We start from the raw sequence: 24,622 nt of genomic DNA, 5'->3' as shown, positions 1-24,622 counted from the left end.
TGAGCCGGCTCCCGCCTAACGCGGGTGACCGGCTCCTGGCATTGAGTGATTATTTAGTAACGACAAACTTTCGCATTTCTTTCGACTTTTCCGTTTCGAACCGGGCATAGTACACTCCACTTGTGAGCTCCTGTATGGGCAACTTCACAATATGTGTACCGGCCGTATAACTGCGGCTGTTGAGTACTGTTTTTACGAGGCGGCCTTCAGCATTGAAGATCGACACGTTGACCTTTGCATTTCCTTTGATGGTAAAGGTCATCGTAGTGGCAGGCGTTGCCGGGTTGGGATAGATGCTCAGTGCAAACTCCGAACTGGTGGGCGGCGGCTTGGGTTTATCGTCGTCGACGGCCAATACGGTAAAATCTTCCGACATGAACACAGGCGTACCAGTGAGCGGGATGCTGTTGGAGTTGACGATGCTGGTGGCCCTGCTGTAACTCCAGTCGAAGGCCCGCAGCTCCATGGTGGGCGACACCCCCAATGCCGCAGGAAAAGCATAGGTGGCAGAAGAGTTCTCACTCCAATCGCCGGTGGTTTTGGCCCACAGCACATACCTGTACAGGCCGGTAGAGTCCAGAAAGGCGCCACCTTCAATACTTGGGGGCAAGTTCAACGCGGCGGTTCTTGCTGCATCATATTTTGCTTTGTACAACAGGTTGGCAATTGTTTTAAATGCTTTGCCCGAATTCTTGATCTTCTGCTGGTAACCGGGACCTCCACTGGCAGGTCCGTTATCGGTGAGGCATTCATAAAGGCCCATGACGTCGAAGCTATAGGTTGCCTCCGATGCTTTCTTTCCATCGCCCAGTACAAAGAAATAAGTTTGTTTGATATCGTGCTTTTGGCTCAGCACCATTGTTTTGATAACATAGTTGGTTTGCGCCACATCCGAACCAATATATCCGTCAAAGGAGGCAGAGGCGATGTTGGTCTCGGTGCAGATGAAAAGCTTCTTGGGTTTCTGTACTCCATCATATCCGTACAGGGCGAGCAGGCTATCGAACAGGTATTTGCCTTCCACGAATTTCTCGGCAGCTTTATCGGACTGCCTTTCATACACAAAGCCATTGGCAGCGTTGCTCCAATAACCCAAAGCGTATTGCGGATAGCTGTGGTAGCTGAGTACATCGAAATACGCAGAAGCCGGTTTTGGATATTCGGGGGTCACACTACCATCGACGGGGTTATCGGTGTACCTGCAAAGGATATCGGCAAATGCCAGGTAGCCAATACCGCCGGGGCACACATAGGCCGTAGGGTCGAGTGTCTTCACAATATCGTAGGTGATACGCAGCCAGCGTATATAGTGGAATACGGGAGAGCGGAGATTGGTGAGTGCGCAGGGATCGGGCAGGTTCTCCCACCAGTTGCCCGGTTGTCCGCGACTGCGCCAGGCCACCTGTGTTTGATCGAAATCGGGTTCATTGACCACTTCCCAGAATTTGGTAAATGACTTATAGCGGGATACTATCTCGTAAACGTACTTCGCGCAGTAATTGGTGTCATTGTAAGGAGTGCCATTCAAGCCACCGTCCCAGATAGGTGTGTACATGTTCTTGAACATCCAGGATGACTGATTGCAGGTATTACCGGCAGCGGGTTTTCCGTCTGGACCATAAAAAGTGTTATCGCGCTGGCCAGGTACCGATCCGTTTAGAATGACGGTTACATCACGTACACCAAGATTTTGTGCATATTGAAACCCGGCGAGGCTCACGTCGTAGCCGTAATAGTCTACGAAGTCGGCCGGTATGGGTGGCCTGAAGGTTCTGCTTTCTATTCCAACAATGTTTTTGGATCGGTTACCGACGGAGATATCGGTGATGGATGTTCCATCCCAGGTCCAGTACCAGCCGCCATTGGTACCATAAAGAAAATCGCCGTTGTAGGGTGGAACAACATTGTCGGCAGTAAAACTAACCTGTGCGAATAGGGGTACACAACTGCATACCCATGCAGTCACACATAGAAACAGGCTTCTCATAAGATCACTTTCCTTGATTAATGAATGCTACGACTCAACGAGGAGATTGATCTACAATTATTCTGCCAAAATGTACCTCATTTATAAATACAAGCCGATTTGTGTTTTATCAAATCCACACCGGGCCTATATTTCATAAAATCATGAACGGATATGGGCATGTCACAAAGACAACTATTAATTGTCTATCAAACCGGTGGTGATCTTATTTAGAATAGTTGTTGGCATGCTGCGCGTAGAAATACCCTTTTTGGCAATACCGTAATTATTCTCATTTCCTGGAAGAGGCTGGTTTCATTGTCGAGGAACTGCAGGATATCGGTGATACGATTGTTTTTGAAGAGCTCTTTAAATATGATATCGCCGGGCAATTTTTTATGGGCAAGGATGTTGAGCAAGGTGGCATCGTACCAGTGAAAGCGCCGGTGGTGTTGTAAGTGTTTTTCTGTAGCTGGTTGTCGCTCATCCATCATGGTGACCAGGCTTGCCGTTTGTTTTTGGATGAATTGAAAGGTGTAGCCGGTGGAAGGTTTTGTTTGTCCGCCCGCCGTACCCAAATAAGTGATCGCTCCATCGGATACAGGGTATCGATAATTGGTCATTGGGATTGCTCCGAATTCTTCCTCTTCGATCGTATAATCGGTGATGCCGAGTACGCGATGGAGGTAATCTGTAAGACCTGCGTCATATTCGGGTGTTGTGAGTAATTGTTCGGAGAACAAGGTGTATTCTATCAACGCCTCCTGTTCGGTAAAGGGCATGACGTATACGAAAGCCGTTCCCTTTTTTTGGGGGATACGGAAATCCATGAGCGTCGCTTCGGTGGGGTTGAACATGGCTTGGGGCGTTCTGATGCGCCATCCTTTGAAATGCTGGAGCAGGTAGTATTGATTTTTCTTCAGGACCGGCTTTCCGGGTAGCACCGAAGAAAACACCCGGGGTGCGAAATAGGATGTGTTGGCCGTTTGCACCACCGCCCCGCCTTCCACATGGCTGATCGCTTCAATGGGTTCGTAGACAATAGTCACATTCGGGTACTTGTCTACGACAGAAAAACTATATTGATAAAAATCAATTGCCCTGATCATCTTGTATGAATAGGGTTCGATGGAATACCTGGTAGAAAATGTGGGGTGATTGAACCACAGTTGTTGCCATTTTTTATACACAATGGCATCGAAGTAGCCGGCCTCTTTTTCCCAGAAACACCAGGTGCGATCGTTGGTGGTTTTGGGCGCCCGGTCTATGAGGAGGATCTTTTGCTGATTGTATTGTTCTGTTTGCAGCAGCCTTACCAGGAAACTGAGACCGGCGCATCCTGCACCTGCGATGATATAGTCGTAGCGGTTCACTGTTGGCGGGCGGCCATTTTTTTATCTTTTCGCACTTTCTCCCAATACTTCTTATGTACATAGAGCATACCAAACGACTCGCCCTCTTCTTTGCCCAGGTGCCGGTGGTGCATCTTGTGCGCCCAGCGAATGGTTTTCACATAGGTATTACTGGATCGTGAAAACCACTTAAAGCGTTGATGAATGATAACATCATGAACGAGAAAATAGGCAAAACCGTAGGCCATGATGCCAAAGCCGATGGCCTGCAGCCAGTATAATTTATCGAGGGTGCCAAACAAAATGCAGAGAAAGCTGGGGATGGCGAAGATGACAAAGAAGGCATCGTTCTTTTCAAAGAAGCCCGGTTCGGGCTGGTGATGATCACGGTGCAGGTACCAGAGTAGTCCGTGCATGATGTACTTATGGGTAAGCCATGTGATGCCTTCCATCAGGAGGAATGTACCCACGAGCACCAATATGTATATTACCCATTGCATACAGTTCTTACTTATTGTACGATAGACATGTTTTTACGGGCCCAGCTTGCTACCCTGGGAAATACGATGCGAAACCAGATGGTGTATTGCTCGGGGTAGGCATCCATGGATGATTTAATCTCGTTGAGCGTGAGGTAGCAATAATCGTTCACTTCTTCTCGGGTGGGGAATACGGGTGCATTCCAATAGCCAATGAATACGTGATCCAATTCGTATTCGGTGAGGCCATTATCGAAGGAATGCCGGTAGGTGAAATCGAAGATCTCGTCCAGCTCGGTCTTAAAGCCCATTTCTTCTTCGAGGCGGCGATGGGCCGCCACACCGGTCTCTTCGCCCGGCGAAGGGTGTCCGCAGCAGGCATTGGTCCACAGGCCTCCGCTATGGTATTTGGTAAAGGCCCGCTGCTGCAGCAGCATTTCGCCGCGCATATTGAAAATAAACACACTGAATGCGCGGTGCAGAACGGCTCTCCGGTGAGCCTCGATCTTTTCCATCACACCAATTTCTTCGTCGCTTTCGTTGACCAATATGACCTGGAGCTTCTTATCCATACGCTATTTTCTTTGGGGAAGATTTACGGTGAACGAGGAAGGTTAGATCAACTTCAATTGATTTTTTACGCCGGCGCGTACGAGAATCAGTGCTTTCCGGTAATTCGGTATCCGGATGCGTTGCGCCAGGATCTGGGCAGGTTGTACTTTCTTTATTTTCCTGAACAGGGAGTAATAGTACTTATAGGCTACGTACACGCCAAACCTTGCTTTGATGGGCAGGCGGAGTATGCCTTTATAGGCCTGCTGAAAATCCCGGGCTATGTCTTCCTCGATGTCCCGTTTCATTCCCGGGGTAAAGTTACCAAAATCCACGCCCGGAAAATAGCGACGGTTTAACTGTGTATAATCTGTATTGAGATCGCGCAGGAAATTCACTTTCTGAAAGGCGGCGCCCAGCGAGCGGGCCGGAAGCTCGAGGTTTTGGTATTTCCGGAGGTCGCCCTCACAGAAAACGCACAAACACATCAATCCAACCACTTCGGCACTGCCATAAATATAATTTTCGTAGCTCCGGCAGTCGTGTTGCTGCTGCTGCAAGTCGGTTTCCATGCTATTGAAAAATGCCTCGATGAGGTCGGGAGGGATGCGGTACCGGTGCACGGTTTGCTGAAAGCTGTGCAGTATGGGGTTAAGACTGATCTGCTCCCGGATAGCGCGGGCTGTTTCGTCCTTGAACCGCGCCAGCAGGTCTTTTTGATCGTACTCCAGGAAGGTGTCGACAATCTCATCGGCAAATCGTACGAAGCCGTAGATATTGCAGATGGGTGGCCGCAGGTCGGCATGCAACAGCCTGATCGCCGAATAGAACGATGTGCTGTAGGAAGCGGCCGTGATGCGGCTGCACTGCTGACTAACCTCATGAAATAAACGCATCATTATTACAATTTACAATCTTTAGGCCTTCAATGGGTTGTGTTGCGAATTTCTCTATTTAACGGGAATAATACTTCAACACTTCTTTGGCCACCACTTCGCCGCTGATGAGGGAGGGTGGCACGCCGGGTCCCGGTACGGTAAGCTGACCGGCATAAAACAGGTTGGGCACTTTGCGGCTCCTGCAGGAGGGTTTCAACAGGGCTGTTTGCCGCAGGGTATTGGCCAGACCGTAGGCATTCCCCTTAAACGAATTGTATTCATCTACGAAGTTGCTGTTACCAAAAGATTGCCTGAACACGATATTGCCGGCAATGGACTGCCCTATTCTCTCTTCAAATCTACGGATGATCGCATCGAAATAGCGATTGCGCAATGCTTCATCATCGCCGGTGAGCCCGGCGGCTACGGGTATGAGGAAGAATAAGTTCTCGCAACCGGGCGGAGCTACGGTGTCGTCGGTGACGGAAGGCGCACATACATAGAACAACGGATGATCGGGCCATTGTTTACGGAGATAGATCTGTTGGGCGTGCTGATCGAAAGGGGCATCGAAGAACAACATATGATGCCGGATCTTTTCCAGCCGCTTGTTAAGCCCCACATAATACAGCAACGAAGAAGGGGCCAGCAGTCGCTGCTCCCAGTATTCGGGTGTATAGGTCCGGTACTCCGGTTGGAGCAGACTGCTTTCGATGAAGTGATAATCGGCACTACCGATCACCACGTCGGCTTCGTAGGTGTGTTGCTGCGTGCGCACCTTTTTTGCAGCGCCTGCTTCTACTTCAATGTGCGTTACATTTTCGTTGAAATGGAACTCAACACCGAGGCTCAAGGCCAGGTGATGCATACCGTGTACGATGCTGTACATGCCTCCCTGCGGATACCAGGTGCCGCCCACGATATCGGCATAATTCATCAGGCTGTACAAGGCCGGTGTGTTTTCGGGCAGGGCGCCGAGGAATAAGATGGGGAACTCCAGCATCTGTCGTATTTGCGGATGTTGGAAATATTTATGGATATGTGTTTTGATGGAGGTAAACAGGTCGAGGCGGAACAAGCCTTTCAGCACATCGGCATCGAGAAATTCCGTGACTGATTGGCCCGGTTTATAGACCAGCTTCTGCATGCCGGTTTTGTATTTATAAGCGGCTTCTTTCAAAAAGCGATCGAGCTTCGCTGCGGCGCCGGGCTCCCAGGTGTCGATCAGTTTTTTGAATTCGTAGAGGCTGGCGGGTAAGTCTGTAAAGGATTGCTCCCAGTAAATACGGTAAGAAGGATCGAGGCGTTGCAGTTGATAGTATTGTTTTACTTCTTTTCCGAAGCTGGCAAAGTAGCGCTCAAATACATCGGGCATCCAGTACCAGCTGGGCCCCATATCGAAAGTGAAGCCCGCTTGTTGTAACTGGCGCGCGCGGCCGCCGGGGCCACTTTGTTTTTCAAGTACTGTCACCTGCCACCCTGCTTTGGCCATGAAAGAGGCTGCCGAGAGGCCGGCAAATCCACTGCCGATGACGATCACTTTTTTTACCACGCCCTTAAATTAAGCAAAAAGGGTGGGTCATCCTTTTAGGATGCCCACCCTTTTAAACAATTCGGGTTGCTATTAGAACCGATGCATTTGTGTTTTCAACAACTTGCGCGCAAAGTGTATGCGGCTTTTAATGGTACCCAGCGGCTCGTCGAGCATTTCAGCGATTTCATGGTATTTGAACCCGTCGAAGTACAGCAGGAATGGATTCCTGAATATTTCGGGCAGGTTGTGAATAGCATGCTGAATGTCTTTTAACCGGAGGTTGCTTTCCGCTTCGTTGGCTGTTACAGCCTGGTTGTGGTTCAGCAGGAAATCGTTGGGCGTACTGTCGAATATCGTATTCTGTTTCGCTTTTCTGCGATAATTGTTGATAAAGATATTACGCATGATGGTATACAACCACGCTTTGATGTTGGTACCAACATTGTACTTATCCTTATTGGCTAACGCCCTGAATAGTGTTTCCTGGAACAAATCTTTCGCGGCTTCTGTATCACGGGTAAGCGTAATAGCGAAGGGTTTCAAAAACTCTGCATTGTTCACCAGCATTTGATTAAATTCTATCGTCGACATGGCTTCTTAATTTACTTTCTTAAATTAATTCCACCCCAAATTTAAACAATTGTTTAATTCAGGACGGTATCATTGTTGATTAGGATATGTTAAATCTCTAATGGCAAGTAAAACAAGCAGTTACAACAGTCGCATTCAGCCCGCTGCGGGTACTCAGGAAGCCGAAACGTATTCAAGAACTTCGATCAATGACTTTTTCAGGTGCACGCCCGGGGGTATTTTTTTGAACCTGGTAGGCGCCAGCTGACCGGAAATAACGACCGGCATCTGGGGCAGTTTGTGGTGTATCTGATGGAAATATTTCTCTACATTATTGTTCCCGGCAGTCGATGTAAGATGGGTGTACAGGTAATTCGGTTTCTTAAGATTGGTGATGAACTCAAGATCACGGATTGGCACATTAGCGCCAAGATATATGACCTGCACGCCACGATTCTTTAGCAAATAGTACATGTAGAGCAAACCGAGTTCGTGGTGTTCCCCCTCGGGCAAAAACAGGATAACGGTTTTATCAAGTACTACGTGTGTGATGGTGCTTTCGATGCCCACGATCAGCTTTTGGCGGATGACGTTGGACACAAGGTGCTCCTGGGCCGGATTGATGTGGTTGGTAAGCCAGAGGATACCAATTTTATCGAGGAAGGGGAAGATGAGGTAGCTGATGGCGCGGTCGATGCCACGTGCCCGTATATGGTCATTCAGTATATCCTCAAACTTATCGATGTTGAGGTCGACCATACATTGGAGCATTTCATTGACCAGCCGTTCCTGTTGTGCTTCGACGTGTGAGAGGGAAACGATCTTTTGCTTCACCTCATCGGCGTTCATTTTGTCGATGTGCGAGATCTTGTAGCCATACTTGTTGAGCAGTGCGATGTTGAGGATGGCCTTGAGCTCGTCGTTGTTGTAGTACCTGATATTGGTTTGGGTACGACGGGGTTTGAGAAATGAATACCGTTGTTCCCAAATCCTGATCGTGTGGGCCTTGATGCCAGACAGGTTTTCCAGGTCTTTGATGGTAAACGCATTTATCATATAACTACAGGTAAAGTGTTTAAGCTTTGATACCCTAATCTTAAACTTAATAACAAATATAATAAATATTAAGTCAAAAGCTACTATTAACCAGGCCTTTACGAATTCAACAATTTATCGTTGCCTTTTGGGGGGATGGAGTGGCTATCGGGGGGCAATGAACAATTGGTAATCAATACTATGAATGTACGTTAATTCTGTGGGGAGCGATTTTCGGGGTTGCCCGAAAATATAAACGCATACAAATTGAGGTACAAAAATGCTATAAATGAAGGGGTAAGGGGACAAAAAAACAGGCCTTTGGGGGCCTGTTTAATGAATTTTATGGCTGGGGCGGAAGGTTTTCCCGGCCTGATTGAAACGATCGAATACCCATTAACGCTCAAGTGCGTCGCAAATGACCAGTCGTGGGGATCAAGCACCTACGCCGGCCTGTTCGCAAACAATTGTAACATCTCCTGCGAGCGCCATTCACTATCGGCCGATTCGAGCATCTGGTGCAGATCGCGCAATTCCCGCTGACTGAGGTACAACTTCAATCCATCGCAAGGCGTGGGGATAATGATCGATTTGATACCCGGATCGGTAGCGCCGTAATCATCGATGGGACAATCCCGGATCCACTCCACAAAATCATGGAAGTCGGGCGTATGCAGGTTGATGAGCACATTGCCGTATCCTATCTGGAAGTTTTCACAATGCATGCACCGTATCACATAGCCGACCTTTTCGTCATAAAACAAGGTTTGGTACTGACACATAATATTCGGATTTTGTTTTTGTGGTTATTGTAAGGCATTTGCGAATGAACTCCAGCCCGGCAATTCAGGGGAGCCCGGCTTGCGCCTCCCGAAGAACTGTACGATGAGCTCACCGGCCGCATCGAACACTTCTATGGAATGCACCAACCCATCCGTGGTTGGCTTCTTCACCAGCCATACATCTGCGATATGGTCCAGCCGCAGGTGCAGGTTGAAGTCGGGATCCATGACATTGATCCAATTCGGTATCTCCACGATCTTTTTAACCGGACCCGTATGTATCTGGATATTGCCGTGGTTCGAAACAAAGATCATGATCTCCAGTTCCGTCGCTGCTGCGTGCTCCAGCAATTGCTTTACGCTGTCGTTGCTGATCTTCCGCGCAAATTCACCGGCCACCTGCAAGGCATAATGACGCGATACATTGTATTTGCGCAGCAGCGGGAAGAAGTCGTGCGTATCTTTCAATTCACTCCACGCCTGTACGAACGCGGGATTATCGGCCTCCTCATTGGCATATACCGGAGCTGCCGGTGCAGGCTTCAACACCAACTCAGTCGACTGCAGCCCTTCCTGGAAATCGCGTACTATATGATCGAAGGCCGTTTCATCGCTGGCAGCCTGCAGGTAGATCTTCACGATAGCCGTGCCCTGGAAATCGAATACCTGGATCGACTTCTTAAAACCAGCCTCTTCGTTGTCGAACACTGCGAAAGCAAATGCCCAGCAATGGAACAACATGCGCAGATCGATATCTTTACCGACTACCACGCCCACGTGCTTGTTATTGATACTCACCTCTTCAAACACGCCTTTGCGCTCGTGTACGCAACTTTCATTGCGGGTAAGCACCATTACATAACCCAGTTGCGGCAGGCGCTTCCACAATTCGGCAAACTGATCGTTCAGCCTGATCACGCTGCTACCGGCAAATGCTGCCAATATCTCCGCTTCGGTGGTATTCAATTGTTTTGCGGCGTCCCGGATCCGCACTCTCGGATTTTCGCGACGGAAGGCGATCCATTTATCTTTCAGGATATGATTGATTGCTATGCTCATAGTAGATTATTTTTCAGCTCTTATTAAAACGGGTTTGCTTTTGTGTGCTGCCGGTACGAGGATAGGGAAATCATATTCATCGTACTCGAGCACGTTAACTTCCATATCATAGGCTTCGGCTATCAGGACAGGCTGCAGTACTTCGCGAACTCCACCGTGGGCTACCAGTCTTCCATGCTTCATCAGCAGGATGGTATCGGCAAACTGGGCGGCGAGGTTAAGGTCGTGCAGGATCACCAAAACGCTGTATCCCCTTCCTGCCAGCTCCTTCGCTTTGCGCAGGCACAATTGCTGGTGCAGGCAATCCATACTGGCTGTAGGTTCATCGAGCAGCAGTAACTTCCTGGAGGCAGTGTCTCCTTTCTCTTTCAATTGCGACAATACCCGTGCCATCTGCACCCGCTGTTGCTCGCCCCCCGAAAGGGTCTGGTACGAGCGACGGCTCAGGGCCAGCACCTGCATCTCTTCCATGCATTCGTGCACCACTTCTTTATCGAAGGCTGCCGGCTTGCTGCCGAAATGCGGATAGCGGCCCATCATCACAATCTCTTCTGTCGTAAAGGGTAATGCAGCCGGATATTGCTGCGACAACACCGCGCGTTGGTGCGCCAGTTGAGCGGGCGATAGTTTGTGCAAATCATCCTGCCCCAATAAGACCATTCCATCCGTAGGCTTCTGCTCGCCCGACAATATTTTGAGCAGGGTCGATTTACCGGCGCCATTTTGCCCCAGCACGATAGAAAGCTCGCCGGGCTGCAATGAAAAGGCCAACTTGTTCAGAATGGTCTTCTGCCCCAGTTTAAATGATATGTTGCGGGCGGTGATCATGAGGTGATGTGGCGCAATTGCTTTTTCTGTTTCAACAACAAGGCTATAAATACAGGTGTTCCCAGGATGGCCGTTACTATGCCAATCGGCAGTTCGGCAGGAGCAATGAGCGTTCTGCTCACCACATCGGCCATCGTGAGGATGGCCGCACCCAGCAAGGCACAATGGGGCAACAAGACGCGGTGGTCGCTCCCGGCCACACTGCGCAGCATATGCGGCACAATGAGCCCGATAAACCCAATGATACCGGCCACAGCCACCGATGCACCTACCGAAAGGGTGGCCAATACGATGACCGCTGTCTTCAATCTTTTAACGTTGATGCCGAGATAAGCAGCTTCACTTTCACCCAGCGCGTATACATTCAGCGATTTACCCAATACCGGCAATACCGCCAGGGGAATCATAATAAAGGGCAAGAGGGCGATGACGCTGGTCCAGCTGGCGCCGCCGAGGCTGCCCATGGTCCAAAAAGTGGCCGTGCGTAATTCCTCATCGTTGGCCACATAAGTAACCAGGTCGGTGAGCGCACGGCACAACGCGCCGATGGCGAGGCCTGCGAGCAATAAAGTAATGATGGACGACCGGCCGCCAACTTTCGACAGGCGGAATACCAGCATAGAAGTAAGGCAGGCGCCGGCAAAGGTCATCACGTTCAATAAATAATACCGGGGTACAACGGCATCGATCTTCAGAAATGGCTGGGCCGATAATAATACAATCACCACCACAGCCGAAAGCGAAGCCCCCCAGGAGATACCGATCAAACCGGGATCGGCCATCGGGTTGCGGAACAATCCCTGCAGGGCCGCGCCCGATACAGCCAGGCCCGCACCTATCAATACCGCCATCACCACACGGGGTAACCGTATTTGTAATAACACGTTAGCTACTCCTTCATCATAAGGCACCGGCAAATGAATGCCTATGCGGTCAAGGAGTATGGCCACCACCTGCGACGGGGCGATGGACATAGCTCCAATACCCGACGCCAGCACCACGGTTACCAGCAGCAATACGATCAATAATATGGTCAGCCACCTGGGGTTCATTGCAGCTTTTTATGCAGTTCGGCAATGGCAGCGGGCAGGCGCAGACCAAAGCCGCTGAGGAACTGCCCGTCCATCGATACAATCTTTTTAGTGCGCCCGGCATTCGTTGAGTTGACGCCCTGCACGGCTAGCAATCCATCTGGACCACCAATGCTTTGCAGGCCGCTGTCGAACATAAGTATCACATCGGGATTGGCAGCCACCAATGCTTCTGCCGATAATGGCTTGAATTGCGTGAAGGCCGTCATGGCGTTTTGTGCGCCGGCGAGGGTGATCATATGATCGAGGGCCGTACCGGTACCGGACACGGTCATCGAGCCCGTACCACGCGCATAGATGAACAGCACTTTCTTTTTCAGGGGCGCAATCTTTAAGGCAGCGAGCTGCTTATCGAAGGTGGCACGTAATTCTTTCGCTTTGGCCTGTGCCCCGGTAGCGTTAGCCACCTCCTCCAATAAGCGGCGGGTACCATCGGCGCTGTAGGCAGGCTCCAGCAACTGTACTTTTATTTTGGCAGCTGTCATTTGCTCCAGTACTTCCTGCTTCATTTCGCCCTGAACGCCCAACACGAGGGTAGGACGAAGCGCCAGTATGCCTTCGGCCGATATGGTACGATTGTGACCTACTTTCGCCTTTTGCTGCAACACGGCGGGGTAATTGCTGGTAACATCTACGCCAACGATCTGCGCATCGAGCGATAACGCGCAGAGCATTTCGCTAATGGCGCCGCTGAGCGATACGATACGCTGCTGGGCTTGTGTGCTACACATCGCCAGCAGGAATGAAATTATTAGTATGATTTTATTCAACATGGGATATTTCGTAAAACGGGGTGCAGGAATAGAGTGGGAACAGCGGGCGCATGACAGCACGCACCCGCTGTTGTATGGTGTTAAGCTTTCTTCACCAGTTTGTATTCGACCTTCGGATAACCCCTCAAGCCGCCATCTGATGCATGGAAGCTGAGGAAACGGAGTTTGTAAACGTTGCCCGCTGCATCTTTGACCACATAGAAACGATCGGTCTTCACGCCCACTGGAGCGGGTGGCTGCGTATTGCGCCAGTTACCACCGATCACCACTTTATTGCTCACGAAGGTTGTTGACGCAATATTGGCTTCGGCATAAGCCTCAAAGGTAGCTGTAGTGGTAAGCACTTCTGCGGCCGTAACACCAGCCAGGTGGTTGATGTACACATAATCAGAATAGGGGTAAGGCGTAGTAGCGTTGGCCTTGTAGGTTGTCAGCGTCCACTCGATATCCCAATTTGCATTTGCGGGCTCTACGTTTACAGCGCCATTGGTTTCGAGGGATATATACTTAAAATTGTAGCTGGCGTCTTTGGTTATATCGATGGTCTTGACGCTTGTCTCAGACAACCTGGCGTACTGCAGTTTGTAATTGGCGCCATTGCGGATGATGCGGATCTTGTACCAGTCGCGCGCAGCGGCCACCATACCATTGGAGGGTTTCAGGATATATACTTTGTTGTCGGACTCGGTAGCAGACACTGCTGCAATCACGGTCTTCGACAGATCGCCTTCCACATCGTCGATGATGCTGAAGGTACCGGCTCCCTGGCCCAGCGCGAGTGCATCGGCAAAGCCGGCAGTATCGGCTGCGTTCACTTGCGAAAGATCAGTTTTATTAATGGCCTTCGCGGTGGCCGCCGTGGTATTGTTGATGACCACCCGGAAATCGCTTCCGGTATAGAATCCGAGGTCCCAGCTTACACGTTTTACAGAATCCTGCAGGTCGGTACTGAGATCGAGGAATACCGAATGGGCTGCATTGGAGCCGCCAGTGCCGCCATTGAGGGTAGTTGACTTACCGTCGGAGGGCGGTGGAATATAGACATTATCGTCTTTATCGCAAGAAGTAACTGCTATAGCGATGCCTGCGCACAGGAACCAGGGGGCCATTTTCGAAGTAGTAGACATTTCGTTGTAGGTTTTAGTAGATATATGCTTTTAGTGTTTTGACCATTGAAAGTTGATGCCGGCAAAGAAGGAAGTGCCGTAACCGGTTTGTACGGGACCGCCTGAACTATGCGCTGCGCCATTGCCTGCTGTAGATTGTACCCGCTTTTCATTGAACAGGTTTTTGGCGCCAGCCTGCAGACTGAGGTATTTACCCAGCTTTTGAGTGACGGTGAGGTCGGCCCAATGGTAGGCATCCATTTTCGACAACAGGATATCGCCATTGGCATTCAGGAGGTAGGTTGGCAGCGCACCGTTGAATTTATAGAAAAGTCCCACCTGCGTTTTCCAACTAATAATATGGTAGGTGATGTTGCTGTTAACTTCAGGAGCCCAGGCAAACTCGGAGCGGTCACCTTTACGGGAAGGATCACCGGCATAGGCATTATAATAACCTATGTAGGAAAACCCAAGTGTAGCTCCCAGCTGCTTCCATTGCAGGGTATTCTCCAACGTACTGCCTATTGTTTTGTAACGGGTGTTGTTGAAATAGGTGTTCACCTGGCGCGCAGGATCGAAGGCCATGTCGATGAAATCGTGGTAATCGTTGTAGAAGCCCGCCACACTGGAGGTAAGGTGTATCTCCTTCGACTTAACAGGCTGCCAGCTGAGTGAACCAATAAAACTATTGGAGTATTCGGCTTTCAAATTGGGGTTGCCTTCAATACTGTGACTGGCATCATGAAAAAAGAAATACAGTTCCCGCAGTATGGGTGCGCGGAATCCGCGTGCGTACGAGAGCCGCAGATCGAGATGATCGTTAATGATAAATTTGGTGTTGAGGGAAGGGATGAGCGGTGGCGCATCGTACACAGAGTTGTTCGAAAAACGTACCCCCGGCTTGATCAATAGCCGGCTGGTGGGTTTCAGCTCCGCGGATGCAAACAAGGAGAAATCGTTGATAGCGGGAGTTCCACTGATCCTTTCGCCGCTGGTCTTATAAGATTTAAACTCCACCCCTGGTTGTACCGAAACAGCTGGCGATATACGCCATTGCGCGGTGCTGCGCACAAAGAAGGTCTTGAACTCCGAAACATCCCAGAAGCCATCGCCCTGCGCCGGCGTCTTTGAACCTGCCCGGTAATCGATCGTATAACTTTCGGTGCTGCGTTTATAATCCTGGTACGAAATGGCCGTATTGATACTAAGGCTTGAGCCTACCGACCAATCGGCCTGCGCCTGATGGGTATAGCGATTGGTCGTATAATATTTATCGAGCCCGGAATAAGTAGTGGTAAACATCACACCGGCAGCGAAGAGTTCTTCATCGAGGTAATCGAGCCGGTACCAGGCATGCAGGTGCTTAAAGCGGTAACCCAGTGTGCCGCCCGTCATCCATTGTTTTTTAGGCTTCCAGGTCTTCGCCGGGTAAGGGGCGGTATCATTCCATCCGCCAAAATTATTGCGGGTACCCCAGGCAGCGATATGCCAGACTTTGCGCTGCCAGTTGAGGTTAATGTTTTCATTGTGGATGCCGTCTTTTGAAAAGGGGCTGTACCGGGATCCGGTAGTTTCTTCCTGCATCCGTGCATTGACGGAGAATCCATCGCCCGACTTTCCCTTCTTTGTAATTATATTAATAACACCGGCGAGGGCATCGGTACCATAGATCACACTCATGGGGCCTTCTACCAGTTCAATGCGTTCGATGGTATTGATATCGATCTGGCTAAGGCTTTGTTTGGTAGCATCCCGGTCGATGAGGGGAACGCCATCGAGCAGTATCTTGACGCGCTGGCCGCCGAGGCCCATTACTTTGGTATCGGTTTCGCCCAGGGTGTAATCGGTTTGCAGGCGGATGCCCAGTTCATTGTTCAATACACCAGCCACATCGGTAGCGCCACGCAATACGATACGCTCTCGATTGATGGTGCGCACGCGGTACACGGAGTTCTTTACCGATTGCGGAGCGTACTGCCCCGTCACTACCACATCCTGGAGGGAACGCCAGGATACGGTATCGGGCCTGGCCTGCTGGGCCGATGTGTGCAGGCATAACAATACCATCGCACACACCACAAAAGGGGTGCTGCCGTAATTTCTTACAGTCATAATAAAAGCGTTTAACCCATTGCGTAACGCAATGAAGATTGGCTGTGAGTAAGGAAAGTACAGCAAATGTAAAGGGCGCTTACCCGGGGCTGTTTACCTAAACGGGAAAATGGACTTGCGCGATGGGGAAAACCCAGGAAAGGCAACGAGGCATCCCCGACATGAGGCGGAGTAACGAAGCCCACAACCTTCCTCTGGCTGAATCAGCTATTAATGCAGCAACAGCTCACAAGGTTTGAGGCCGGTATGTTTCTTAAAGGCTGTAGAGAAGTGAGAAATAGAGGAGTAACCCAGCATCATCGATACTTCCGTTACACTCAATCCCTTTTCGTAGAGGAGGTAACGGGCATGCTCCATGCGCTGGCTTTGGTAGAAGTCGAATACGGTGGTACCAAACAACTCTTTGAAACCTTTCTTCAGGTAGCACTCGTTGATGGCCACTTTACGGCTCAGTTCCTTGATAGTGATGGGCTCACCGATATGCTGCAGGAGGATCTCGCGGGCGCGTACGATCTTTTCACGATCGGCATCGTTGGCGAGGAACTTGCACTGGAAGGTTTCAATAGCTTTGTCGGCATTCTTATCATCACCCAACATACATTCGAGGCTGTACAGGAGCAGCATTTGCACCTGGGCATTGATGTAGATGTTTTCGAGGGTGTCAGTATAAGAATGATTGAGGAGCGCTTCCAATACCACGCGGGTACGGCCGCAGAGGGTCAGTATTTTTGAGAAAGAGGATGGGTGCGTGAATTGAAGAATATTATCCGCAACGACATTCTCATCATCCTGGCGGCGCGGTTTCGCGAACTGCGACAGGTGAACCGGAGAAAAACGGAAGCTCAATACATCCACACTTTCTACGCGGTCGTTACAACTTCGCGAAGCACCTACCTTACACTGATCGCATTCGGTATTCTTTTCCTGGCAATACACATTGCCGGCTACACAGAACCGTAATTCCACATAGTTTTTGGCAGGATCGTTCTTTTTGTAATGATACACCATCATGCCTGCATCATCTATTGCCCATTGTGAATGTTTACGGTAACGGCTGATCATGTACTGTACTGAACCAGGAATCTGCTGCTCCTTTTCATACAATACTTCCAGCTGCCCCTGCATGATGGGCTGGTTATACGCAAATGATAATATATCAGGCGGTTGTAACATGACGGTTTGCAAAATTACAGTTACAACGCTAAAGTTCCTAAAAGGTTTGCCCCCCAGTAGGTCATAATTATGTCATAGTACGCTGTAAGACAAAGAGTCATATACAGTGACAGAAAAGCTGGCTGTGGAAGCCACGCCATGCGGCCGGCAGCAATTCCTGCCTTTTATGCCAAGCAAGCGAGTGTCGACGCCACGTTTGGGCGGTCCCGTCCTGGCGCTGAATAGCCGGCCTTGCCCGCAGTTTTAGTCGAAGCTCTGGTTGCTGGAAGCGGCCATCTTGAGCAGCCGGTCGTACTGTTCGGGTGTAAGGTCGTTGTAGAAGAAGTAAACGGGGTCGAGGTGACGTCCATTTTTGTGGACTTCGTAGTGGCAATGCGGACCGGTGGATTTTCCCGTGCTACCCACCCAGCCAATGATCTCTCCCCTTTTTACCCGCTGGCCGCCTTTTACTTTAATGCGGAACATGTGGCCGTAAAGAGTTTCGTAGCCGTATCCATGATTGATAATCACGTGGTTACCATAGCCGGTGCCGGTGTTGGCAGCTACGCGGATGGTGCCGTTGGCGGTAGCATATATAGGTGTGCCCTGTGGAGCAGCGAAATCAAGGCCGTTGTGCAGTTTGACGGTTTTATAAACCGGGTCGATACGGTAGCCGAAACCGGAGGCTACGCGCTTGAGGTCGGAGTTGCTGACCGGCTGGATGGCCGGGGTGCTGGACAGCATTTCCTCCTTATTCTTAATGAATTCGGTTATTTCATTATACGAACGCTCCTGAGCGCCGATGCGGTTGTTGAGCCCATTGAGGGTCTCGACAATGGAGTTCTCCAGCTGGTAGTTTGCCATCCGCATCACCAGCTTGGTTTCCTTTTGCTGTTCAATCTCTTTGGCCCGGACGCTGTCGGGGATGGGGTCGGCCTCGAAAATGGTGCGGTACACCTCGTTATCGCGCTTTTCCAGTTCGGTGAGTTGCTGCGAGATCTTTTTGGTCTTTTCATCGAGTACCTCGTACTGCTGCTGCAGCTCCACGTTGTCCTGAATCAGCCTTTTTTCGGTGGCGGAGGGGAAATATTTGTAGGCGATAGAAACGATGATGATGGCGGTAACGATGGCCGCAGATATAAAACCCAGCACCCGCAACAGTTTTACCCGGAGCGGGGTCTCCAGCTTTTCGTAGCGGAGGGTATTGGTGTTATAGAAATATTTGATCTTTTTCATGAAGCCATGCCTGATTAAAGGGGCTTGTTTGCATCATTAAAACAGTCTTAATTCAATTACCTTTGCACCACGTTAACCTGACCAAAGGTTACAAACCTACACGAAAATGTTGATTTTTTGCCGATTACGTATAGGTTGCTCTAACGTTTGGGGTTTGTGGTTTAGTGTTTGCCCGTGTTTGAATGATTTCATGGTTTAACGAATTCAAAGCAGCCGTTTTTAACAAAGATTGTTCCGAATAATATGACAACGATGACCAGTGCCGAGATCAGGCAGCATTTCCTAGATTTTTTCCGTTCGAAAGGCCATACTATTGTTCCTTCCGCTCCTATTGTAGTAAAGAATGACCCTACCCTGCTGTTCACCAACGCGGGTATGAACCAGTTCAAAGACTATTTCCTGGGCAATAAAAAAGCTCCTCAAAGCCGGGTAGCCGATACGCAGAAGTGTTTGCGGGTAAGCGGCAAGCACAATGACCTGGAGGAAGTGGGTGTCGACACCTACCACCACACCATGTTCGAAATGCTGGGCAACTGGAGCTTTGGCGACCCCGCCAATCCCGACGCCGGTTATTTTAAGAAGGAAGCGATTGCCTGGAGCTGGGAACTGTTGACAGAAGTGTATAAACTACCAAAAGACAGGCTTTATGTGACGGTATTCGAGGGCGACGAAAAAGAAAAATTGCCCCGCGATGAAGAGGCTATTGCCGAATGGAAAAAGGTGATCGCCGAAGACCGCATCCTGCTGGGCAATAAAAAAGATAACTTCTGGGAGATGGGCGATACCGGCCCCTGTGGCCCCTGCACGGAGATCCACGTAGACTGCCGTACCGATGAAGAAAGGCAAAAACAGCCCGGTAAGGAGTTGGTCAACAATGACCACCCCCAGGTGATCGAGATCTGGAACAATGTGTTTATACAGTTCAATAGGCTGAAGGACGGCACCCTCGAATCACTCCCAGCCAAACACGTAGACACCGGCATGGGCTTCGAACGCCTGGTACGCGTCCTCCACGGCAAACAATCTAATTACGACACGGATATTTTCACCGGCACCATCGCCGCTACGGAAAAGATCGCCGGCAAGAAATACGATTTCTCCGACACCAAGGAAGCCATCGCCTTCCGCGTGATCGCCGACCATATCCGCGCCATCAGCTTTACCATTGCCGATGGTCAGCTCCCTTCCAATACAGGAGCTGGTTATGTGATCCGCCGCATTTTGCGCCGCGCCGTACGTTATTATTATAGTTACCTCGATTATAAGCAGCCCCTGTTATTCAAACTGGTGCCTGTATTGGCCGAGCAGTTCAAAGCAGTATTTCCTGAACTGCACCAACAAGTGGACTTTGTGAGCAAGGTGGTGAAGGAAGAGGAAGACGCCTTCCTGCGCACGCTGGAAAAGGGTTTGAAGAAAATGGACGAGCTGATCGTGCAAGCCAATGGCAAAACCATCAACGGAGCAGCCGCTTTTGAGCTGTACGATACTTATGGTTTTCCTGTAGACCTCACAAAACTCATCGCCAGCGAGCAGAGCTTGCAAGTTGATGAAGCCGGCTTTGAGAAAGAAATGAACCAGCAGAAGGAACGCAGCCGTGCCGCCACTACCCTCGATACCGAAGATTGGGTAAATATCTACGAAAGCAAGGGCCAGAAATTCATTGGCTACAAACAACTGAATATCCTCACCAAGGTGGTCAAGTACCGGAAGGTGAAGGCCAAAGGCAAGGAATCGTACCAGCTGGTATTGGAAACCACACCTTTTTATGCGGAGAGCGGTGGCCAGGTAGGCGATACCGGTGAGCTGTATTTCGACGGTGAGATCGTTGCTGTAACCGATACCCGGAAAGAAAATGACCTGATCGTTCATTTCACGGATAAGTTGCCTATTAACATTACCGCGCCTGTCGATGCCAAGGTGAGCCCCGAACGTCGCCGCAAGATCATGGTGCATCACTCTGCCACGCACCTGCTGCACGCAGCCTTGCGCCAGGTATTGGGTACGCACGTAGCCCAAAAGGGTTCACTGGTGAATGACGAATACCTGCGTTTCGACGTATCGCATTTTGCCAAGATCACCGAAGAAGAGCTTGGCAAGGTGGAAACGATCGTGAATGAAAAGATCCGTGAGAATATCCCTGTCGTCATAAAAGAAATGCCCAAAGACGAAGCGATTGAATTGGGCGCAACGGCCCTTTTCGGAGAAAAATATGGCGATGTGGTGCGTGTCGTGATCATCGATCCCAACTACTCCATCGAGTTGTGCGGCGGTACCCACGTAGGTGCCACCGGCGAACTGGGCCTTCTTAAGATCAAGGTAGAAACGGCTGTTGCGGCGGGTGTACGTCGTATCGAAGCGGTTTGCGGCAGTGCAGCTGAAGACTTTGTCAACGAACAATTCGACCAACTGCGCGGCATTCGTGAAGCCCTGAAGAACCCCAAAGAAGTGATCAAGGCGGTTGAAGGCCTTACCGCTGAAAATGCTGAGTTGAAGAAGAAACTGGAACACCTCGAGAACCGCATGCTGGTTGGTGTTCGCAATGAACTGCTGCAAAAGGACGAGATCATCAATGGCGTTACTTACATTGCCGATATCGTGGAAGTGGGCAATGCAGATGCACTGAAAAAGCTGTGCTACGATCTCAAGAATAACCTGCACGATTACGTAGCGGTACTGGGCGCCAATATTGGCGGCAAGCCGTTTGTGGCGATTGGAATTTCCGATACTGTTGTCGCTGCTAAGGGCCTCGATGCCGGCAAACTGATCAAGGAGCATGTGGCTCCATTGATCAAAGGCGGCGGCGGCGGCCAGAAGAACCTGGCTACTGCGGGCGGTCAGGACGCAGCTGGATTGAAGCCGGTGCTGGAGAAGATCAAGTCCTTATTATAATATAAAAACGCATCATACACCAAGGTGGGCAGCTCAGGCTGCCCACCTTTTTTGCGTTACGCCGCACCTGACTTAAAAGACCCCTTGAGCCGCCAGGTTTTCAGGAAATCACATCAGTATCAGCCGTTTTATCTAGTCGCAAACAGGCTTTCGGGGCGACCTTTTTTGCCAATTTTCGCCCTTTTCATATTGGTTAGACCCGCACAGCAGGCGCACCAAACGCACACCAAACCCGGACCAAGCCCGGGTAAATCCGAATATAGCGCGCGTTTAGCCCGATTTTCTAGCGCATTTGCCAAGCGTTATTACGGTCGATATTCAAAAGCTACTAACTTCAGCTAGCGCATGAGGAGCGTAAAAGTCTACCCACCCTGCCGGCTAAAAAATGGTTGGATCAGACAACGGGTGCCGCCTCCTTCGCATCCATTTATTAAAACCCTGTTAAAGCCTTTCCTCCAATTCCGAAATTTTTCGTATTTCAATTAATTCCCTATATTTGATGTACGAAAGTCAACGTAGTTAATCCCATAAATAATTAATCATGCGCAGGTACTTCTTACCCCTTACTGGAATGGCAGCGCTGTTGCTGGTGCTGCTCCAGCCTGTGAAAGCACAGGATGAAAAGAACAGCGATAAGGATAAAGACAAGGTGAAACAATACGATGAGATCATCATCCGTAAGAAAACCGATAAGGATGGCAAGGTCGTAGTGGAGATCAAAGACGGCAATGTGATCGTGAATGGCAAGCCACTGGCCGACTATGAAGATGAAAACATCTCGGTGCGCAAGCGCAAATCCATGACCTTCAGCACCTCTCCTTCGCCTTTCCGCGGCAACGGCGGCAGCTGGAATTTCAGTGGAGATGGTTTCAATGCTGATGCGTTTTCGGGTTCCGGGAATACTCCTTTCCTGGGTGTATCGACCGACGATGGCAAGGAAGGCGCTAAGATCGAAGAAGTGACCAAGGGCAGCGCCGCTGAAAAAGCCGGACTGAAAAAAGGCGATATCCTCATCAAGATCGACGAAGACAAAGTTTTTACACCCGACGACGTGGTGAAAGCCGTGAAGAAACACAAACCCGAAGACAAAGTGGCGATCACCTATAAGCGTGATGGCAAAGAGTTGAAAACAACCGCAACACTTGGAAAACGCGGAAACGCGATGGCGTTTAGCAGCCCCGACGTATTTGTAGCTCCCCAGCTGGAAGGATTGGAAGGTTTGAAGAGTTTTGACTTCAACTGGGATAACGATGACCACGGCCCCCGCGTCTACACCGTTCGAGGCCCTCGCCTCGGTATTAAAGCCCAGGATACGGAAGATGGCAAGGGTGTGAAAGTGCTGGACGTAGACGACGAATCCATTGCCGAAAAAGCAGGCGTGAAAGAGAATGACATCATTACTGAATTCAATGGCAAGACAGTTAACAGTGCCGATGAACTGGCCGAAGCAGCCCGCGCGGCCAAAGAAAAACCTTCAGTTACCGTTAAGTTGCTCAGAGATGGCAAAGCCCAGACCCTGGAACTGAAGACACCGAAGAAACTGAAAACGGCCAATCTGTAAACATTCTGCCTGACAGCACTATACCAGCCTTCCCACGCGGGAAGGCTTTTTTGTGTCCGGAAGCTGGGTTGCTGTGCGAAGTTTTGCCCTTTGGCCCTGCATGCCAGGCTGTTAAGAAACCATTACTTTGCGCAACCGGCTTACCAGCCATCATGGCGAGCTGGGAAATCCGCCTTTAATAAGGTACTTTTGCAAGCTTAGCAGATAATGGATTTATGGCTGATCTGAAAGATACATATGAAATTGTTGTAGGGCTGGAGGTCCACGCCCAATTGCTGACGGAGAGCAAGTTATTCTGTGGTGATAGCGCTGCATTTGGAGGTGAGCCGAATACGCATATCAGTCCTATTACGATGGCCCACCCGGGTACCTTACCCAAGCTGAACAAGAAAGCGGTGGAGTATGCGATCAGGATGGGACTGGCCTGTTCGTGCGAGATCAGCCGGAATAATTACTTTGCCCGTAAGAACTACTTTTATCCCGACCTGCCCAAAGGCTATCAATTGTCGCAACATACAACGCCGGTTTGCATTGGCGGTCATGTAAATATCAAGACGGCTGCCGGCGAAAAAAGCATCCGCCTCAACCGGATCCACATGGAAGAGGATGCCGGCAAAAGCATTCACGACGCCGACCCACATAATACGTGTGTTGACCTGAACCGTGCGGGGGTGCCGCTGGTGGAGATCGTTACCGAACCGGATATCCGAAGTGGTGAAGAAGCATATGCTTACCTCACAGAACTGAGGAAGCTGGTGCGCTACTTGTCTATTTGCGATGGCAACCTGGAAGAAGGCAGTATGCGTTGCGACGCCAACGTTTCCGTGCGCAAGAAAGGAGATCCAAACCTGGGTACCAAGGTGGAGGTGAAGAACCTCAACTCCATTCGTAATGTAAAGCGCGCCATCGAATTTGAAGCACAGCGTTTGATCGACCTCATCGAAAAAGGCGAGCCGATCATTCAGCAAACGCGCAGTTTCGATGCAGGCAACGGAACGACCTTCGCATTGCGCACCAAAGAAGACGCCAACGATTACCGCTATTTTGCTGATCCTGATTTAACACCTTTCCGGGTTACGAACGAAATGCTGGTGGCTATTCGCCGTGACATTCCAGCACTGCCCGAAGAAAGGGTTACGCGTTATACAACAGAATTACAACTGCCCGAATACGATGCCCGGGTTCTTTGCGACGAGCGGGAAACAGCAGACTACTTTGAAAGTGTTATTCAACATACCAGCAACTATAAAGCAGTTGCCAACTGGATGCTGGGGCCCATTAAGTCCTGGCAGAATGAGAACAATGCGGCTATCACTCAGTTTCCGCTGAGCGCCGGCAGTCTGGCCGACCTGATTGGCCTGGTAGATAGTAACCAACTGAACTTCTCTATCGCTTCCACGCGGGTATTGCCTGCCTTGCTGAAGTCGCCGGAAAAACCTCCGCTCGATATAGCAAAGGAGTTGAACCTGCTGCAGGATTCGGACGAAAGCAATGTGGCTGCCTGGATAGAAGAAGTGCTCAACAAGATGCCCGAAAAGGTAGCTGAATACCAGAAAGGCAAGAAGGGACTGATAGGCCTCTTTGTGGGCGAGGTGAAGAAGATATCCAAAGGAAAAGCAGACCCCAAGCTGACGAACGATATTCTATTAAAAAAATTACAATCGTAA

Annotated in this window: 20 protein-coding genes; 3 read left to right on the top strand and 17 right to left on the bottom strand. The window is 50.1% G+C overall.

Going from position 1 to position 24,622, the window contains the following annotated elements; translation table 11 throughout:
• Window positions 1-49: 49 nt before the first annotated feature.
• The 17 genes from P2H89_RS01960 to P2H89_RS01880 form a co-directional block, all read right to left on the bottom strand.
• Window positions 50-1,987: a T9SS type A sorting domain-containing protein gene (locus tag P2H89_RS01960; RefSeq protein WP_275824802.1), complete on the bottom strand. Its 1,938-nt coding sequence runs from the start codon at window positions 1,985-1,987 to the stop codon at window positions 50-52.
• 209 nt (window positions 1,988-2,196) lie between these two features.
• Window positions 2,197-3,339: a lycopene cyclase family protein gene (locus tag P2H89_RS01955; protein WP_275824801.1), complete on the bottom strand. Its 1,143-nt coding sequence runs from the start codon at window positions 3,337-3,339 to the stop codon at window positions 2,197-2,199.
• On the bottom strand, window positions 3,336-3,818 hold the full coding sequence (locus tag P2H89_RS01950; protein WP_275824800.1) for a beta-carotene hydroxylase: 483 nt from the start codon (window positions 3,816-3,818) through the stop codon (window positions 3,336-3,338). Before P2H89_RS01950 ends, P2H89_RS01955 begins: the two co-directional genes overlap by 4 nt.
• An 11-nt stretch (window positions 3,819-3,829) precedes the next feature.
• Entirely contained in the window at window positions 3,830-4,369 is a 540-nt protein-coding gene (gene idi / locus P2H89_RS01945; RefSeq protein WP_275824799.1) for an isopentenyl-diphosphate Delta-isomerase, read from the bottom strand.
• Window positions 4,370-4,411: 42 nt separating this feature from the next.
• On the bottom strand, window positions 4,412-5,248 hold the full coding sequence (locus P2H89_RS01940) for a phytoene/squalene synthase family protein (RefSeq protein WP_275824798.1): 837 nt from the start codon (window positions 5,246-5,248) through the stop codon (window positions 4,412-4,414).
• Window positions 5,249-5,303: 55 nt separating this feature from the next.
• Complete coding sequence (crtI, locus tag P2H89_RS01935) at window positions 5,304-6,779, bottom strand: phytoene desaturase family protein (protein WP_275824797.1); 1,476 nt, start codon at window positions 6,777-6,779, stop codon at window positions 5,304-5,306.
• A 72-nt stretch (window positions 6,780-6,851) separates the two neighbouring features.
• Window positions 6,852-7,352 (bottom strand): RNA polymerase sigma factor, encoded by a 501-nt coding sequence (locus P2H89_RS01930; protein ID WP_167286381.1) that lies wholly within the window; start codon window positions 7,350-7,352, stop codon window positions 6,852-6,854.
• A gap of 153 nt (window positions 7,353-7,505) precedes the next feature.
• A complete protein-coding gene (locus P2H89_RS01925; protein WP_275824796.1) occupies window positions 7,506-8,387 on the bottom strand; it encodes a MerR family transcriptional regulator in 882 nt (293 codons plus the stop codon).
• Between the two features lie 422 nt (window positions 8,388-8,809).
• Complete coding sequence (locus P2H89_RS01920) at window positions 8,810-9,148, bottom strand: DUF6686 family protein (protein ID WP_275824795.1); 339 nt, start codon at window positions 9,146-9,148, stop codon at window positions 8,810-8,812.
• A gap of 24 nt (window positions 9,149-9,172) precedes the next feature.
• The gene (locus P2H89_RS01915) at window positions 9,173-10,207 is read right to left on the bottom strand and encodes a ChuX/HutX family heme-like substrate-binding protein (RefSeq protein WP_275824794.1); all 1,035 of its coding nucleotides are present in this window, start codon (window positions 10,205-10,207) and stop codon (window positions 9,173-9,175) included.
• 6 nt (window positions 10,208-10,213) lie between these two features.
• Window positions 10,214-11,035, bottom strand: a complete 822-nt coding sequence (locus P2H89_RS01910; RefSeq protein WP_275824793.1) for a heme ABC transporter ATP-binding protein — start codon at window positions 11,033-11,035, stop codon at window positions 10,214-10,216.
• Entirely contained in the window at window positions 11,032-12,087 is a 1,056-nt protein-coding gene (locus P2H89_RS01905) for an iron ABC transporter permease (RefSeq protein ID WP_275824791.1), read from the bottom strand. Before P2H89_RS01905 ends, P2H89_RS01910 begins: the two co-directional genes overlap by 4 nt.
• Window positions 12,084-12,899, bottom strand: a complete 816-nt coding sequence (locus P2H89_RS01900) for an ABC transporter substrate-binding protein (protein WP_275824789.1) — start codon at window positions 12,897-12,899, stop codon at window positions 12,084-12,086. The genes P2H89_RS01905 and P2H89_RS01900 overlap by 4 nt, the downstream gene beginning before the upstream one ends.
• A gap of 80 nt (window positions 12,900-12,979) precedes the next feature.
• Window positions 12,980-14,026 (bottom strand): HmuY family protein, encoded by a 1,047-nt coding sequence (locus P2H89_RS01895; RefSeq protein ID WP_275824787.1) that lies wholly within the window; start codon window positions 14,024-14,026, stop codon window positions 12,980-12,982.
• A gap of 30 nt (window positions 14,027-14,056) precedes the next feature.
• Complete coding sequence (locus tag P2H89_RS01890) at window positions 14,057-16,117, bottom strand: TonB-dependent receptor (RefSeq protein WP_275824785.1); 2,061 nt, start codon at window positions 16,115-16,117, stop codon at window positions 14,057-14,059.
• Between the two features lie 210 nt (window positions 16,118-16,327).
• Window positions 16,328-17,290 carry an AraC family transcriptional regulator gene (locus P2H89_RS01885; protein WP_275824782.1) on the bottom strand — a complete coding sequence of 321 codons (963 nt, stop codon included), beginning with the start codon at window positions 17,288-17,290 and terminating at the stop codon, window positions 16,328-16,330.
• Window positions 17,291-17,533: 243 nt separating this feature from the next.
• Window positions 17,534-18,505, bottom strand: a complete 972-nt coding sequence (locus tag P2H89_RS01880) for a M23 family metallopeptidase (RefSeq protein WP_275824780.1) — start codon at window positions 18,503-18,505, stop codon at window positions 17,534-17,536.
• Window positions 18,506-18,748: 243 nt separating this feature from the next.
• On the opposite strand from P2H89_RS01880, the gene alaS reads away from it, so the two are divergent.
• The 3 genes from alaS to gatB all read left to right on the top strand — a co-directional run bounded on the left by alaS (window position 18,749) and on the right by gatB (window position 24,622).
• Window positions 18,749-21,394, top strand: coding sequence for an alanine--tRNA ligase (gene alaS, locus P2H89_RS01875; RefSeq protein WP_275824778.1), 2,646 nt, complete (start codon window positions 18,749-18,751; stop codon window positions 21,392-21,394).
• Between the two features lie 541 nt (window positions 21,395-21,935).
• Entirely contained in the window at window positions 21,936-22,955 is a 1,020-nt protein-coding gene (locus tag P2H89_RS01870; RefSeq protein ID WP_275824776.1) for a PDZ domain-containing protein, read from the top strand.
• Between the two features lie 215 nt (window positions 22,956-23,170).
• Window positions 23,171-24,622 carry an Asp-tRNA(Asn)/Glu-tRNA(Gln) amidotransferase subunit GatB gene (gatB, locus tag P2H89_RS01865; protein ID WP_275824774.1) on the top strand — a complete coding sequence of 484 codons (1,452 nt, stop codon included), beginning with the start codon at window positions 23,171-23,173 and terminating at the stop codon, window positions 24,620-24,622.

Source organism: Paraflavitalea sp. CAU 1676 (assembly GCF_029223285.1).
Classification (GTDB): domain Bacteria; phylum Bacteroidota; class Bacteroidia; order Chitinophagales; family Chitinophagaceae; genus Paraflavitalea.
The sequence above is the reverse complement of the archived record's forward strand: the minus strand, read 5'-3'. Positions and strand labels throughout refer to the sequence as shown.

Coding starts and splice junctions, on each gene's coding strand:
- P2H89_RS01960 (WP_275824802.1), bottom strand. CDS start 1,987: ATGAGAAGCCTGTTTCTATGTGTGACTGCATGGGTATGCAGTTGTGTA.
- P2H89_RS01950 (WP_275824800.1), bottom strand. CDS start 3,818: ATGCAATGGGTAATATACATATTGGTGCTCGTGGGTACATTCCTCCTG.
- idi (WP_275824799.1), bottom strand. CDS start 4,369: ATGGATAAGAAGCTCCAGGTCATATTGGTCAACGAAAGCGACGAAGAA.
- P2H89_RS01940 (WP_275824798.1), bottom strand. CDS start 5,248: ATGATGCGTTTATTTCATGAGGTTAGTCAGCAGTGCAGCCGCATCACG.
- P2H89_RS01930 (WP_167286381.1), bottom strand. CDS start 7,352: ATGTCGACGATAGAATTTAATCAAATGCTGGTGAACAATGCAGAGTTT.
- P2H89_RS01925 (WP_275824796.1), bottom strand. CDS start 8,387: ATGATAAATGCGTTTACCATCAAAGACCTGGAAAACCTGTCTGGCATC.
- P2H89_RS01920 (WP_275824795.1), bottom strand. CDS start 9,148: ATGTGTCAGTACCAAACCTTGTTTTATGACGAAAAGGTCGGCTATGTG.
- P2H89_RS01915 (WP_275824794.1), bottom strand. CDS start 10,207: ATGAGCATAGCAATCAATCATATCCTGAAAGATAAATGGATCGCCTTC.
- P2H89_RS01910 (WP_275824793.1), bottom strand. CDS start 11,035: ATGATCACCGCCCGCAACATATCATTTAAACTGGGGCAGAAGACCATT.
- P2H89_RS01905 (WP_275824791.1), bottom strand. CDS start 12,087: ATGAACCCCAGGTGGCTGACCATATTATTGATCGTATTGCTGCTGGTA.
- P2H89_RS01900 (WP_275824789.1), bottom strand. CDS start 12,899: ATGTTGAATAAAATCATACTAATAATTTCATTCCTGCTGGCGATGTGT.
- P2H89_RS01895 (WP_275824787.1), bottom strand. CDS start 14,026: ATGTCTACTACTTCGAAAATGGCCCCCTGGTTCCTGTGCGCAGGCATC.
- P2H89_RS01890 (WP_275824785.1), bottom strand. CDS start 16,117: ATGACTGTAAGAAATTACGGCAGCACCCCTTTTGTGGTGTGTGCGATG.
- P2H89_RS01885 (WP_275824782.1), bottom strand. CDS start 17,290: ATGTTACAACCGCCTGATATATTATCATTTGCGTATAACCAGCCCATC.
- P2H89_RS01880 (WP_275824780.1), bottom strand. CDS start 18,505: ATGAAAAAGATCAAATATTTCTATAACACCAATACCCTCCGCTACGAA.
- alaS (WP_275824778.1), top strand. CDS start 18,749: ATGACAACGATGACCAGTGCCGAGATCAGGCAGCATTTCCTAGATTTT.
- P2H89_RS01870 (WP_275824776.1), top strand. CDS start 21,936: ATGCGCAGGTACTTCTTACCCCTTACTGGAATGGCAGCGCTGTTGCTG.
- gatB (WP_275824774.1), top strand. CDS start 23,171: ATGGCTGATCTGAAAGATACATATGAAATTGTTGTAGGGCTGGAGGTC.